This is a genomic window from Enterobacter cloacae complex sp. ECL411 (assembly GCF_021869665.1).
GTDB classification, from domain to species: Bacteria; Pseudomonadota; Gammaproteobacteria; order Enterobacterales; family Enterobacteriaceae; genus Enterobacter; species Enterobacter intestinihominis.
Genome location: NZ_CP091486.1, coordinates 1,251,155 through 1,264,648, shown reverse-complemented (window position 1 = coordinate 1,264,648; position 13,494 = coordinate 1,251,155). Strand labels below are relative to the sequence as shown.

The 13,494-nt window shown below is 55.4% G+C and carries 13 protein-coding genes; 4 read left to right on the top strand and 9 right to left on the bottom strand.

The window, feature by feature from the left end:
- Positions 1 to 127: 127 nt before the first annotated feature.
- The 7 genes from cspE to L3069_RS05940 all read right to left on the bottom strand — a co-directional run bounded on the left by cspE (position 128) and on the right by L3069_RS05940 (position 7,589).
- On the bottom strand, positions 128 to 337 hold the full coding sequence (cspE, locus tag L3069_RS05970) for a transcription antiterminator/RNA stability regulator CspE (RefSeq protein ID WP_002439184.1): 210 nt from the start codon (positions 335 to 337) through the stop codon (positions 128 to 130).
- Between the two features lie 189 nt (positions 338 to 526).
- Positions 527 to 1,102: a lipid IV(A) palmitoyltransferase PagP gene (gene pagP / locus L3069_RS05965; RefSeq protein ID WP_038415677.1), complete on the bottom strand. Its 576-nt coding sequence runs from the start codon at positions 1,100 to 1,102 to the stop codon at positions 527 to 529.
- A gap of 161 nt (positions 1,103 to 1,263) precedes the next feature.
- On the bottom strand, positions 1,264 to 4,380 hold the full coding sequence (locus L3069_RS05960; protein WP_038415675.1) for an efflux RND transporter permease subunit: 3,117 nt from the start codon (positions 4,378 to 4,380) through the stop codon (positions 1,264 to 1,266).
- Positions 4,377 to 5,576 (bottom strand): efflux RND transporter periplasmic adaptor subunit, encoded by a 1,200-nt coding sequence (locus L3069_RS05955; protein WP_038415673.1) that lies wholly within the window; start codon positions 5,574 to 5,576, stop codon positions 4,377 to 4,379. The genes L3069_RS05960 and L3069_RS05955 overlap by 4 nt, the downstream gene beginning before the upstream one ends.
- Positions 5,573 to 6,829 (bottom strand): TolC family protein, encoded by a 1,257-nt coding sequence (locus L3069_RS05950; protein ID WP_032624672.1) that lies wholly within the window; start codon positions 6,827 to 6,829, stop codon positions 5,573 to 5,575. Before L3069_RS05950 ends, L3069_RS05955 begins: the two co-directional genes overlap by 4 nt.
- Before the next feature lie 11 nt (positions 6,830 to 6,840).
- Positions 6,841 to 7,134, bottom strand: coding sequence for a copper-binding protein (locus L3069_RS05945; protein ID WP_038415671.1), 294 nt, complete (start codon positions 7,132 to 7,134; stop codon positions 6,841 to 6,843).
- Between the two features lie 53 nt (positions 7,135 to 7,187).
- Positions 7,188 to 7,589, bottom strand: coding sequence for a hypothetical protein (locus tag L3069_RS05940; RefSeq protein WP_038415669.1), 402 nt, complete (start codon positions 7,587 to 7,589; stop codon positions 7,188 to 7,190).
- A gap of 342 nt (positions 7,590 to 7,931) precedes the next feature.
- Here L3069_RS05940 and dcuC point away from each other — a divergent pair, with 342 nt between their 5' ends.
- Together dcuC and rna are read left to right on the top strand one after the other, a co-directional pair.
- Complete coding sequence (dcuC, locus tag L3069_RS05935) at positions 7,932 to 9,299, top strand: anaerobic C4-dicarboxylate transporter DcuC (protein ID WP_017382481.1); 1,368 nt, start codon at positions 7,932 to 7,934, stop codon at positions 9,297 to 9,299.
- Positions 9,300 to 9,393: 94 nt separating this feature from the next.
- On the top strand, positions 9,394 to 10,203 hold the full coding sequence (gene rna / locus L3069_RS05930; RefSeq protein WP_100167666.1) for a ribonuclease I: 810 nt from the start codon (positions 9,394 to 9,396) through the stop codon (positions 10,201 to 10,203).
- Here the strand turns inward: rna and L3069_RS05925 are convergent.
- Positions 10,197 to 10,823, bottom strand: coding sequence for a flavin reductase family protein (locus tag L3069_RS05925; RefSeq protein WP_038415666.1), 627 nt, complete (start codon positions 10,821 to 10,823; stop codon positions 10,197 to 10,199). The two genes, rna and L3069_RS05925, sit on opposite strands and share 7 nt — an antisense overlap.
- A 262-nt stretch (positions 10,824 to 11,085) precedes the next feature.
- Between L3069_RS05925 and rnk the strand changes: the two genes are divergently transcribed.
- Positions 11,086 to 11,496, top strand: a complete 411-nt coding sequence (gene rnk, locus L3069_RS05920; protein ID WP_022647414.1) for a nucleoside diphosphate kinase regulator — start codon at positions 11,086 to 11,088, stop codon at positions 11,494 to 11,496.
- Between the two features lie 139 nt (positions 11,497 to 11,635).
- Here the strand turns inward: rnk and L3069_RS05915 are convergent, their stop codons facing one another.
- Complete coding sequence (locus L3069_RS05915) at positions 11,636 to 12,874, bottom strand: zinc-dependent alcohol dehydrogenase (protein WP_015571156.1); 1,239 nt, start codon at positions 12,872 to 12,874, stop codon at positions 11,636 to 11,638.
- 179 nt (positions 12,875 to 13,053) lie between these two features.
- On the opposite strand from L3069_RS05915, the gene uspG reads away from it, so the two are divergent.
- The gene (uspG, locus tag L3069_RS05910) at positions 13,054 to 13,482 is read left to right on the top strand and encodes a universal stress protein UspG (RefSeq protein WP_038415664.1); all 429 of its coding nucleotides are present in this window, start codon (positions 13,054 to 13,056) and stop codon (positions 13,480 to 13,482) included.
- Positions 13,483 to 13,494: the final 12 nt, after the last annotated feature.

Below are 13,494 nucleotides of genomic sequence, written 5' to 3'. Positions count from 1 at the left end.
GTGGGTATGGTATTGCTAAGCGTCGCGATCGTCGCCAGCTTTCTGAAGATCTATCTTTTTGGTTGATTCATAACGAAAAAAACCCGCTCATTGAGCGGGTTTTGAAATTCTTGCTGACGCGTCTGAATTACAGAGCGATTACGTTAGCAGCAGAAGGGCCTTTGGCACCGTTAGTGATTTCGAACTCTACGCGCTGACCTTCAGCCAGAGTTTTGAAACCATTAGACTGGATTGCAGAGAAGTGTACGAACACGTCTTTGCTGCCATCTTCAGGAGTAATGAAACCGAATCCTTTGGACTCATTAAACCACTTAACGTTACCTTTAATCTTAGACATCAAAATTACCTTTACATTAAAAAACGACACAAATGCTGTGTCGGGTATCAGTACAACAATTGTGAGGCGTTTTGTCCAGCGGTTCTTTGATAAAAAGTGACAAAAGTCGCGTTAATTTTCGCTGTCCGATTTTTATCCTTTACATTTCAATGTCTGTGCGTTTTTGGCCGATTTACCAGACAAATTCAGTTAAAACTGAAACCGCATCCAGGCAAAGTAAACGTTACCGTTGTTATATGTACCCGGTATGTAGGTCATCTGAAACGTTGCCGGACCATAGCCGATGGAGGCAAGCGGCAAAAGTACCGGAACAGGAATGTACTTCCAGTTATCACGCGCCGTAAGCCCTGCCGTATAGCCCAGTCCCAGACGGAATTTGTCGTCTGATAACGGACGCCAGGTTTTTTCCCAGCCGTAGCCACCAATAGGCTCCCATTTATTGTAGGAGTCCTTAAACGCCATCAGGTACAGGCCATGCCAGTTACCTTTTTCATCCCAGCGAGACTGACCGAAACCAGCCCCCCACGGACGCTCGTTATAACGGTCTGTTTTTTCTTTATCGTAGGCAAAACGTGCATGCCACGTAATGGCCGGAATATAGAGATCGTAATGTTCAGGTTCGTTCCATGTTTGCGCGACGTTATCCGTGAAGGTGGTGAACCAGCTTTTATCCGCTGTATTGCTCTGTGCATTAACAGCAGACGCAAATGATAACTGCGCAATAATAAACAATAAAATCAGGGGGAATTTAATTCGTACAATCACAATGCCATTACCATATTTAGTATTCGGTGCAGACCTTAGCACAGATTACTTGAATGAACGCTTAACAGCATGGGTGTTATTCCTAATTACCATCCCGTTCCTGAGAATAGTCTGACGATACATAAACTGCATGCCTGAATAAGCACATGCAGTTGACATTTTTAACGTTGATGTAACAATTTGTAGAGTGCGGGAATAACTAACATCGACAATAACGGTGCAGTAACCATGCCACCAATCATCGGTGCAGCAATACGTTGCATCACCTCCGAGCCACTCCCATTGCCCCACATGATTGGCAGCAGTCCCGCCATAATCGTGGCGACCGTCATCACCTTCGGACGCACGCGCAGCACGGCACCTTCGTGGATCGCCCGCAATAGCACCGTATTTCCCCCTTCTGGCTCAAGCCTGTGATATTTATCAAGCGCATGATTCAAATATAGAACCATAATTACGCCGAATTCTGCTGCCACCCCGGAAAGGGCGATAAAGCCAACGGCCCCCGCCACAGACAAATTATATTCAAGCAGCCATAATAACCACACCCCACCAATAAGCGCGAAAGGCAATGCCCCCATTATTATCAGGACATTTGATATCCGCCTGAAGGTTAACCATAAAAGGATGAATATAATCATCAGCGTGACAGGTAAGACTATTTTAAGCGTCGCGGTCGCCCGTTCCAGATATTCAAACTGCCCGGACCAGGAGAGAGATACGCCCTGCGGCAATACCACCTTCTCCTCCACCCGTTTTTGCATTTCATCTACGGCGGACTTCAGATCGCGCCCGCGTAAGTCCACGTAGATCCAGCTGGAAAGGCGCGCGTTTTCACTTTTTAGCATCGGTGGGCCTTCCGTCACGACGATATCGGCCAGTTCCCCCAGCGCCACCTGGCTACCGCTGGCGGTTACTACCGGCAACACCCGCAACGTGTCGACGTTATCACGCAAATCGCGGGGATAACGCAGGTTGATGGGGTACCGCTCGCGTCCCTGGATCACCTCACCAATGTTATCGCCCCCGACCAGCGTGGAGACCAGGCTTTGCAGTTCATCGACGGAAACGCCGTAGCGCGCGGCTTTTTGCCGGTCGATACGAATATCCACGTAGCGCCCGCCTTCCAGTCGCTCCGCCAGCGCCGAGGAGACGCCAGGAACGTCCTTCACCACCTGCTCAATCTGCCGGGCCACGCGCTCAATGTCGGCAATATTATTGCCGTTCACCTTAATGCCGACCGGGCTTTTGATCCCGGTTGCCAGCATGTCCAGACGGTTACGGACAGGGGGCACCCACACATTGGCAATGCCCGGCAGCGACACGGTTTTATCGAGCTCCTCCACCAGCTTTTGCGGCGTCATTCCAGGCCGCCACTGCTCGCGGGGCTTAAAGTGGATAGTTGTTTCCAGCATGGTTAATGGCGCGGGATCGGTTGCCGACTCCGCCCGACCAGCTTTGCCAAACACGCTCGCCACCTCCGGTACGCTTTTGATCAAGCGGTCCGTCTGCTGAAGCAGCCGCGATGCCTCGCGAGCAGAGATCCCCGGCAGCGTGGAGGGCATATAGAGTAAATCCCCTTCATCCAGCGGCGGCATAAACTCACTGCCCAGGCGGCTCAGCGGCCAGAGCGTGGCGATCAGCAGCAGACATGCCAGTGCCAGCGTCGTTTTCGGGAAGGTCAGTACCTTATCAAGCAGCGGCTCATACAGGCGGATCAGGAGGCGGTTTATCGGGTTTGCCTTCTCATCCGGGATTTTCCCGCGAATAAAGAAGCCCATTAGCACCGGCACCAGAGTGATCCCAAGCCCGGCGGCCACGGCCATCGACCAGGTTTTGGTGAACGCCAGCGGCGAGAACATTCGCCCCTCCTGCGCTTCCAGCGAAAATACCGGTATAAATGACAGCGTGATGATTAACAGGCTGCAAAACAGCGCCGGTCCCACTTCAACCGCCGCCTTTTCCGCCAGACGCCAGTACTCTCCCGACGCAGGCTCCTTGCCCGGATTATCATGCCGCCACTGCTCCAGCACCTTGTGCATGTTTTCAATCATGACAATTGCCGCATCCACCATCGCTCCGATGGCAATGGCGATCCCGCCGAGCGACATCATATTCGCGTTAATGCCCTGATAGTGCATCACCACAAAAGCCCCGAGGATCCCCAGCGGCAGAGAAACCATCGCCACCAGCGCGGAACGCAGGTGGAACAGGAACAGCGCGCACACCAGTACCACCACGGCAAACTCTTCGAGCAGCTTGTGCGTCAGCGTTTTGACCGACTCCTCAATCAGCGTGGAGCGATCGTAGACCGGAACAATCTCGACGCCCTGCGGCAGCGTTTTTTGCAGCTCGCTCAGTTTCGCTTTTACCGCGCGAAGGGTTTCCAGCGCGTTCTGCCCGTAGCGCATCACGATTACGCCGCCAGCAACCTCCCCTTCACCGTTAAGCTCCGCCACGCCCCGGCGGATCTCCGGGCCAATGCCAATGGTGGCGACATCTTTCAGCAGGACAGGTACGCCATCGCGGGTGGCGATCACCACATTGCGAAAATCCTCCAGCGAGCGCAAATAGCCCGTTGTCCGCACCATATACTCCGCTTCGCCCATCTCCAGCAGGGCGCCGCCGCTCTCTTTATTGGCGGCCTGCACCGCGCCGGATAGCTGGCTGTGGGTAATATTCAGCGCGCGCATTTTCGCCGGGTCCGCCACGATCTGATACTGACGCACCATTCCGCCAATGCTTGCCACTTCAGATACATTCGGTACCGTCTTAAGCTCGAACTTAAGCGTCCAGTCCTGAAGGGCCCGAAGATCTGCCAGGCTGTGTTTTCCACTACGGTCGATCAGTGCATATTCGTAGATCCAGCCGACGCCCGTCGCATCCGGCCCCAGCGACACCTTCACGCCCGGCGGAAACTGCGCCTGTACCTGGCTTAAATATTCCAGCACCCGGGATCGCGCCCAGTAGAGATCGGTGCCATCCTCAAACAGCACATACACATAAGCGTCACCAAACATTGAAAAACCGCGCACGGTTTTGGCGCCCGGCACAGACAACATGGAGGTTGTCAGCGGCCAGGTCACCTGATCTTCAATCACCTGCGGCGCTTTCCCGGGGTAACTCGCTTTGATAATGACCTGCACATCAGACAGATCGGGCAACGCGTCCAGCGGCGCGCGCTGCACCGCCCACCAGCCCCAGCTGGCCATCATCAGCGCGGCCAGGATCACCAGCAGGCGGTTACGCAACGAGGCGCGAATCACAGCGGCAATCATGGCGTCACCTCCGGCATCACGCTACGCAGGCTGGCTTCGGAATCAATCAGGAATTGCCCGGACGTCACCACCTTATCGCCCTCTTTGACCCCGGACAGGATCGCCGTCCAGCCCTGCGCCGTCAGGCCGGTTTTCACCGTCACAGGCTGGAAATAACCGTCCCCGGTAGCCAGCAGCAGACGCGCAGACTCTCCGCTGTTAATCACCGCTTCTTCCGGCACCGCCAGCACCGGCGGGCCTTTCAGCTCTTGCGCACGCCTGACGGAGAGGTACATGCCCGGCTTCAGCTTATGTGCGGAATTTTCCAGCACGATACGGGCTTTCAGGGTTCGCGTGGCCGCCTCCATCTGCGGCAGCAATTCGCTGACCGTGCCGTGGAACTGCTCCCCCGGCCAGCTTTCTGAGGTTGCTACCACCTTGCTGCCCACCGCCAGAGACTGCGCCTGCGTTTGCGGGTAGTCGACCACCAGCCAGACCGGATCGAGGCTGGCGATCTCAAACAGCGGCGCCGTTGCGGTGATTTGCGCCCCTTCCCGCACGTCCAGCTTCACCACATAGCCCGCCCGGTCGGTGCGCAGAATGAGCGTGGTCTGCGGCTTACCGCTACGCTCCAGCAAACGAATGACCTCTTCTGGCATAAACTGCAACGCCAGCCGCTCGCGAGCGGCGCGGGTCAATGCGGCATCGCCAAGCTGACGAACCGCGAGATACTCCTGCTGGGCGGCGGTCCACTGCGGGATCCACAGTTGCGCCAGCGCCTCTCCGGCTTTTACCTGCTGCTGCGGCGCATTAACAAACAATTTTGACACCACGCCATTGGCCGGGGCTGACAACACCGAGACGTTACGTTCATCCGTTGCAACCGTGGCAAAGGCCGAGAACGGCGAAACCAGCTGGCGCATCTCAACGTTGGCGGTTTTCATCCCCAGGTTTTGCTGCTGTTGAGTGCTGATGGCCACGCCTGACGCCGCCTGCGCTTCATCGGCGTAGCGTGGGACCAGATCCATATCCATAAAAGGGGATTTACCCGGCTTATCGAAGCGCTGACCGGGCACCATGGGGTCGTACCAGTAAAGCACCTTGCGTTCTGATGGTTGTGAAGCCGCATCCGGCTGATGCGTCTGCTTCTGTCCGACAAAATAGCCGCCAACGGCAGCTATCGTGATGGCAATCGCCATTAACGTTGTTTTTTTCATTGCGCCAGCTCCTGCGGGATCAGCCAGTTCACGGCAGCCCAGGTTCGCGCCATTTCGCGCTCCGCCTGGTTCACCGCCAGTTCCGTATCCAGTACGCCACGACGCGCCTCCAGCAGGGCCGGAAGCGCCGACTGTCCAGAACGATATTGCGCCGTCAGCACCGCCAGCCGTTGTCGCTGCAACGGTAGTACCTCATCCCGCTGACGCTGCCACACCGTTTGCGCAGCCTGATACTGCGCCACCAGCGTTTGCACCTGGGCAATGTGTTCGCGTTTGAGCAGCGTCAGTTGATCCACCGCCTGCATTGAGCGGGAAACATCGGCGGCGTAATCCTTGTCCTGACGTTTTGACTGGAACAAAGGCAGATCCACGCTGAACATCACGCCAGCCATATCGTCATAGCCTTCGGCGCGGTGGGCGTAATAGACCTCCACATCCACATCGGGTAGCGCTGCCACGGCAGATTGCGCTGAACGCGCTTTCGCGGTCTCTGCTTCACGTCGCGCGGCCTCCACTTCCGGGTGTCTGGCAATCCCCTCCTGCAACGTTTTTTCATCGGCAGGAAGGCGCTGATAGCGCGGCAGCGGACCGCGAACCGCCGTAATAGCGTGCCCTGTTAGCTCCAGCAGACGGCTTTGCGCCAGCTGCACATCCCGCTGCGCCAGCGTCTCTTTGTCGCGCATGGCGCTGAGGATCATTTGCAGGGCCAGTACGCTGTCCGGCGTTGCGCCTCCCGCCCCGACGCTCGCCTTCTGCACGCCCCGCTGGCGTTCCGTTTCACGGACCAGCGTTCTGGCCGTTTTCAGCGCCTGCTGTGCCAGCGCCAGATCCAGCCAGGCCTGGGCGGTATCACGCTGAAGCGCGGCACGTACGGCCTCGGATTTTGCCAGCACGCTTCGCGCCTGCGCCTGAAAAGTCTGTGCTTTACGTTCCCGCTTCTCCGAGCTGACGTAGCTTTGCATGATGCCAACCTTCTGCATGGTCATCCCTTCGCGCGTAAGCCGCCGATCGTTGCTGCCCTGTACCGGCACGTTTTCAATACCGAATTTCAGTTTTGGATCAGGTAATTGCGTGGCGGAATCCGCCATCGCATCCAGCGCCTGCGCTTCGTTACGGCTGGCGGAGAGTTCTGCCGAGTAGCGCTGGGCTTCGGTCAGGGTGTGTTCGAGCGTCCACGGCTCCGCCTGCGCGGCGGAGGTTAACAGGCCGAACAACACCCCACCGAGCCACAGACTCAGTGTGTGTTGTTTCATGGTGACCTCGCTTAGCGCGCTGGCGTCAGCGAGATAATCTGGAAACCGTCACCCGCACGCTCAAGCGTGAAGGTCACCTCATCCCCCGGTTTGGTGCCATTCAGCGTGGCGCCGGCAGATAAAGTAAACGGCATGGTCATCGCTGGCCATTTTAGTTCCGGTATGGCCTCGTGACGGAGCATGACGGCATTGTCAGAGATCGACTGAACCACGCCGCGGCCCTGCCAGGTCTGGTTTGCCTGAACGGTATAAGAAACGAAAGAGATGGACGCGCCAACCAGCGCGGAAAGGAATAGGGTACGCATGATAAAACTCCTGTTAAACGTTAAGTAAATAAAATCAACGAATTAACAGGTTTTTACTCCCGAAACCGGCAATAGCGGATCGTTGCCGGCGGCCCCACAGCAGGAGGGGTAACAGACCACGCAGAATGGCTTGCAGATGAACACTCTGGCGTCGTTAAGGTCAGCGTCATGGCGGCAGGCAGCGCCACCAGATGCGGCTGGGCAGGTTCTTTTTGTACCTGATCCGGCACACAATGTTTTTCACACAGCGGTGAAGCACCGGCAGCATAATGCAGCCCCGGTCCCGCCATCATATCCATATGCTGGATGGTGGCCACCTCACCGCGCAAATCCATTGAACATTGATGGGAGGCGACGGCCACCTGACTCTGGATTAACAGCCAGCCAAACGCCAGCAAAAACATCAGCAGATGTTTTTTGATAAAGCGCAGGCGATACGTCCAGCTGGCGTGCATATTCAGATCGTCGGATAGGGTAAAAGTGAACCGAGTATAAGCAGGCAAAAGAATGAAAGAGAAGTAGTTTTAAAGAGATTTACGTTTTTAAATCGATTGTCGGCAAGTAATACTCAAAACCTTAACACTTCACCATCAATTTAATGACATATAATATCTATTCATCAGGTCAATAACGTCTTAATATAAATGACGCAGGGTTAGCAAAAATATCGTCATCATTGCCTTTAGTAGTCTCTTTCTTGATTTTAATCAGCAAGGACTGGCCATTTATTCGGCACATTTCAAGCTTCTTTTTTATTGATTATTTGTCTCTCGGGCAGCAAGGATACAGGGGAAATCATGCTTACTTTTCTCGAACTCCTCATTGGAGTCGTGGTCATTGTCGGTGTAGCACGCTACATCATTAAAGGTTACTCAGCCACCGGTGTGCTATTTGTCGGCGGCCTGACGCTGCTGATCATTAGCGCGCTAATGGGTCATCAGGTTTTACCCGCCAGCGAAGCCAGCACCGGATATACCGCTACCGATATTGTGGAATATATAAAAATTCTGCTGATGAGCCGCGGCGGCGACCTGGGCATGATGATCATGATGCTCTGCGGATTTGCTGCCTATATGACCCATATCGGTGCGAATGATATGGTGGTGAAGCTGGCTTCTAAGCCGCTGCAATATATTAACTCCCCCTATCTGCTGATGGTCGCGGCTTATTTCCTGGCCTGTCTGATGTCATTAGCCGTTTCCTCAGCAACAGGCCTTGGCGTGCTGTTAATGGCGACGTTATTCCCGGTAATGGTTAACGTCGGGATCAGCCGTGGCGCAGCGGCGGCTATTTGCGCCTCTCCGGCGGCGATTATTCTCTCCCCTACTTCCGGTGACGTGGTGCTGGCCGCGAAAGCCGCGGAAATGTCGCTGATTGACTTCGCCTTCAAAACCACACTGCCAATCTCCATCACCGCTATTCTCGGCATGGGCGTGGCGCATTTCTTCTGGCAACGCTACCTCGATAAGAAAGAGAACGTCAGCCATGAGATGATGGACGTCAGTGAAATCACCACTACCGCCCCGGCGTTTTATTCCATCCTGCCCTTCACGCCGATTATTGGCGTGCTTATTTTTGACGGCAAATGGGGCCCTCAGCTGCACATCATCACTATCCTGGTGATCTGTATGCTGCTGGCGGCCATCCTGGAATTTGTTCGTGGTTTTAATACCCAGAAGGTGTTCACGGGTCTTGAAGTCGCCTTCCGCGGCATGGCGGATGCCTTCGCGGGCGTGGTGATGCTGCTGGTTGCCGCAGGGGTGTTTGCTCAGGGGCTGAGCACAATCGGCTTTATCCAGAGCCTGATCTCTATCGCCACCTCGTTCGGCTCGGCCAGCATTATCCTGATGCTGGTGCTGGTGGTACTGACCATGCTGGCGGCGATGACTACCGGCTCCGGTAACGCGCCGTTCTATGCGTTTGTTGAGATGATCCCTAAGCTGGCACACTCCTCCGGCATCAACCCGGCTTACCTGTCCATTCCGATGCTCCAGGCCTCCAACCTGGGTCGTACCATTTCTCCGGTATCGGGCGTGGTGGTTGCGGTTGCAGGGATGGCAAAAATCTCTCCGTTTGAAGTGGTAAAACGCACGTCAGTGCCGGTGCTGGTTGGCCTGATTATCGTTATTATCGCCACCGAAGTGCTGGTTCCCGGCGCTGCCTAAGCGAAATTCCTGCTTTCCAAAAAGCGCCTGCGGGCGCTTTTTGTGCTTTAATAACCTCCAGAAATTAATCGCGCCCAACCAATCAGGAAAGCAAATGTTCAGGAAGGATATCGTTATCCCGTCTGGCGCAGTAGCGCTTGCACTCTGTGTCTTCTCAATTCAGGCAGATCCGCTTAAGCCAACCCAGTATGGCGATTTCGATCGCTACGTTCTGGCTCTTTCCTGGCAAACGGGATTTTGCCAGAGTATGGTCGAACGCAACCGTGACGAACCGGAAGAGTGTCGCCTGCAAAAAGAGAGCAGCAACAAAACCGATTTTCTGACCGTCCACGGCTTATGGCCAGCGCTGCCGAAATCTATTGCCGCTCGCGGAGTGGATGAACGCCGCTGGATGCGCTTCGGCTGTGCCACTCGTCCGGTTCCGAATATGCCGGAAGCAAAAGCCAGCCGCAAATGTGACGCCGCAGAGACCGGACTATCGCTAACGGGCGCGGCGAAGCTGAACAGCGTGATGCCCGGCGCGGGCGGCAACTCCTGCCTTGAACGTTATGAATACGCGAAACACGGCGTCTGCTTTGGTTTTGATCCCGACGCTTACTTCGGCACCATGGTGCGCATGAACCAGGAAGTGAAAAATAGTGCGGTTGGGGAATTTCTGGCGGAAAACTATGGCAAGACCGTCCGCCGTAGCGATTTTGATGCAGCCGTGGCCAAAAGCTGGGGGAAACAGAACGTAAAAGCGTTCAAGCTTACCTGCCATGGCAATCAGGCTTATCTGACCGAGATGCAGATCTCGCTAAAATCCAGCACCATTAACAACTCGCTCTCAGCCAGCACCTTTGCGCCACAGCCGCATCCGGGCAACTGCGGCAAACAGTTTGTTATCGATAAAGCTGGTTACTGATTGTTCCTGCGCGCATCCGGGCGTACCAGATCGAAGCGATGGCTGTCGCTGATGCCGTAGTAGGCGGACGGTCCACCCGCACGCAGAATGGGCTGCGCTTTCGCGGTCTGGTAAATCCCCTCTTCCAGCAAACTCTCGGCGATATGGACGCCCACCACTTCGCCGAGCACCAGCCAGGTATCAATCGGGGTCCCATCCGCGCAGGTCAACTGAATGCACTGTGACAATCGACACTCGAAATTCACCGGGCTTTCCGCCACGCGCGGCGAGCTCACAAGCTGGCTGGCTTCGGGCGTCAGGCCGGCAAAGGTAAATTCATCCTCGCCATGAGGGAGTGTGGCGGAGGTTTCATTCATCGCCTCAGCCAGATCGCGCGTTGCGAGGTTCCAGACAAACTCTTCCGTTTCGGTAATATTCCGCACGCTATCCTTCCAGCCGTTGCTGGAAAAACCAATGATCGGTGGGCGATAGTTAAAGCAGTTAAAGAAGCTGTACGGGGCAAGGTTCAGTTGACCGGCCTTATCACAGGATGAAATCCAGCCAATCGGACGTGGACCGATAATGGCGTTCAGCGGGTCGTGCGGCAGACCGTGCCCCTGAGACGGTTGGTAAAAGTACATATCGCTCTCTCTACGCTGGGGCTGCAACGCGCATTGCCCGGTTTAAGTTTTACCAGCGTAACGAAATTTCAGTTCAGCGTGAATCGGGATGCCGGGTTTATCGCCAAAAATTCATATGGCGCACGAATGTGACCTTCATCACTTCAAACTTAGGGTTTCAGACAGTATCATCAGATAAGTTAAACCCTCGCTGCCAGACGGCGAGGGTTTTCTTTTGGATTGGTTTCTGCGTTACACGCAGCATTAACGACATGGAGTAAAAATGTCCAGACCTACGATTATCATCAATGAACTCGACGCAGAACGTATTGACCGACTGTTGGAGAAACCAGAATTCGCCTCGCTGCCGGTAGCCGATGCGCTGAACGAAGAGCTAGATCGGGCGCAGATGTGTACGCCTGAGACCATGCCGCATGATGTGGTCACCATGAACAGCCAGGTGAAGTTCCGCAACCTGACCACCGGGGAGGAACTCACCCGTACGCTGGTCTATCCGGCACAGATGACCGACAGCAGCATGCAGCTTTCGGTGCTGGCACCCGTGGGCGCGGCGCTGCTTGGACTGCGCACGGGCGATACTATCCACTGGGAACTCCCGGGCGGCGCCTCAGCCCATCTGGAAGTGCTTGAGCTGCTCTACCAGCCCGAAGCCGCTGGCGATTACCTGCGTTAATCCCTTCTGAACAAGCGACCCCGCTTTGCACAGAGGATGCACCTGCATCCTCTTTCCGCAAATTCACCCGATTGTGTTATATCGGACAAAAACCGCTTAATCCATGTTTACTCTGTCGTAGTGCCGTGGGGACGAAACCTCACACAACGCCGCCGGGGAAGGCATTCACCAGTCCCTTCACTTTCTGCTGCGCTGCCTCCGGGGTGTCTGCGCCAGGCACCAGGATCACCTTGCGGCACTCCTCCTCCCGTTTTTCGAAGATCTTATAGGCGCGCTCCGCATCAGCCAGCGGAAGATAGTGGGTCACAATATCTTCCGGTGTAAGCAACCCTTTTTCGATAAGCGGCAGCAGCTCTCCCAGCCAGGCGTGGACGTGCGTCTGCCCCATCTTAAAGCTCAGCCCTTTATCGAAGGCATCGCCAAACAGGAAGCCATGGATGAAACCGGCGTACACGCCCGGCACGCTGACCACGCCGCCGCGTCGCACCGCAGCAATGCACTGGCGCAGGGCTTTGCCGCTGCTGCCTTCAATTTTCAGGTTACTGAGGATCGTTTCCGTCGTGCTGCCTTTGGCCTCAAACCCGACGGCATCAATCACCGCATCCACCCCGCGCTGCCCGGCCGTTTGCTCAATGATTTTCTCCGCCGCGTCGTTATCATCATCAAAGTTAATCGGGATCGCGCCGTAGCGCTCCTGGGCAAACCGCAGTCGATAGGGATGATGGTCAACCACAAAAATCTGCTCTGCGCCGAGAAGCCGCGCGCAGGCAATGGTCAGTAACCCCACCGGCCCGGCCCCGAATACGGCGACGCTGGAGCCTTTCTGGATCTGCGCATTTTTCGCCGCCTGCCAGGCGGTAGGCAGAATATCTGACAGGAAAAGCGCTTTGTCGTCTGACAGCAGCTGAGGCACTTTAAACGGCCCTACGTTGCCTTTCGGCACGCGCACATACTCCGCCTGTCCGCCCGGCACGCCGCCATAAAGATGGCTGTAGCCAAACAGCGCGGCAGGGGCGGGAATTTGCTTTTTGTTCAGCGCCGCGCCCTGCCCGCGGTTCGTGTTTTCGCAGGCCGCGTACTGTTGCATCTGGCAAAAGAAACAGTCACCGCAGGCAATCACAAACGGGATCACCACCCGGTCACCTTTCTGCACGTTCTTCACTTCGCTCCCGCACTCCACCACCTCGCCCATAAATTCATGACCAAAGATATCGCCGTGCTGGACCTTGGGAATTTTTCCGCGATAAAGATGCAAATCGGAACCACAGATCGCCGTGGCTGTTACGCGCAGGATGATATCGTCAGGCTGTTCGATGCCCGGATCGGGGACATTATCGACCCGAACATGATGTGGACCGTGATAGGTGAGAGCTTTCATGCAACCTCCGAAAGGGTGTGGGTAAGCTTATAAAAGGGTAGCTACCTCTCGGGATCTGCCCCGGAATCCGGCTGTTTTGAGATTTATCCTGGCGAGATAAAAGTGCTGTCGGGATTACAGAAACCATTTATATTTTGTGGTTGAATGATTGCAGCGTTTATAAACAAGGAGAAACGGGTATGTATCAAACAATCATTATGCCGGTTGATGTTTTCGAAATGGAACTGAGTGATAAGGCTGTACGTCACGCGGAATTTCTCGCGCAGCAGGACGGAGTTATTCATCTTCTGCATGTTTTACCGGGCTCTGCCAGCCTGAGCCTGCATCGTTTCGCTGCTGATGTGCGTCGTTTTGAAGAGCATTTACAGCATGAAGCCGAGACGCGCCTGCAAACCATGGTCGGGCACTTCAGCATCGATCCTTCCCGCATAAAAACCCACGTCCGGTTCGGTAGCGTGCGTGACGCCGTTAATGAACTGTCCGCGGAGCTGAACGCAGACGTGGTGGTGATTGGTTCGCGCAACCCGTCTATTACCACGCACCTGCTGGGGTCGAACGCCTCCAGCGTGATCCGCCACACCCACATTCCGGTGATGGTCGTCAGATAAAAAAAGAGGCCA

Excerpts from the sequence above, each read along its gene's own strand:
- L3069_RS05955 (WP_038415673.1), bottom strand. The coding sequence starts at position 5,576 with ATGAAAAAAACAACGTTAATGGCGATTGCCATCACGATAGCTGCCGTT.
- L3069_RS05925 (WP_038415666.1), bottom strand. The coding sequence starts at position 10,823 with ATGTACTTTTACCAACCGTCTCAGGGGCACGGTCTGCCGCACGACCCG.
- cspE (WP_002439184.1), bottom strand. The coding sequence starts at position 337 with ATGTCTAAGATTAAAGGTAACGTTAAGTGGTTTAATGAGTCCAAAGGA.
- L3069_RS05940 (WP_038415669.1), bottom strand. The coding sequence starts at position 7,589 with ATGCACGCCAGCTGGACGTATCGCCTGCGCTTTATCAAAAAACATCTG.
- L3069_RS05945 (WP_038415671.1), bottom strand. The coding sequence starts at position 7,134 with ATGCGTACCCTATTCCTTTCCGCGCTGGTTGGCGCGTCCATCTCTTTC.
- L3069_RS05950 (WP_032624672.1), bottom strand. The coding sequence starts at position 6,829 with ATGAAACAACACACACTGAGTCTGTGGCTCGGTGGGGTGTTGTTCGGC.
- L3069_RS05960 (WP_038415675.1), bottom strand. The coding sequence starts at position 4,380 with ATGATTGCCGCTGTGATTCGCGCCTCGTTGCGTAACCGCCTGCTGGTG.
- uspG (WP_038415664.1), top strand. The coding sequence starts at position 13,054 with ATGTATCAAACAATCATTATGCCGGTTGATGTTTTCGAAATGGAACTG.
- L3069_RS05915 (WP_015571156.1), bottom strand. The coding sequence starts at position 12,874 with ATGAAAGCTCTCACCTATCACGGTCCACATCATGTTCGGGTCGATAAT.
- rnk (WP_022647414.1), top strand. The coding sequence starts at position 11,086 with ATGTCCAGACCTACGATTATCATCAATGAACTCGACGCAGAACGTATT.
- dcuC (WP_017382481.1), top strand. The coding sequence starts at position 7,932 with ATGCTTACTTTTCTCGAACTCCTCATTGGAGTCGTGGTCATTGTCGGT.
- rna (WP_100167666.1), top strand. The coding sequence starts at position 9,394 with ATGTTCAGGAAGGATATCGTTATCCCGTCTGGCGCAGTAGCGCTTGCA.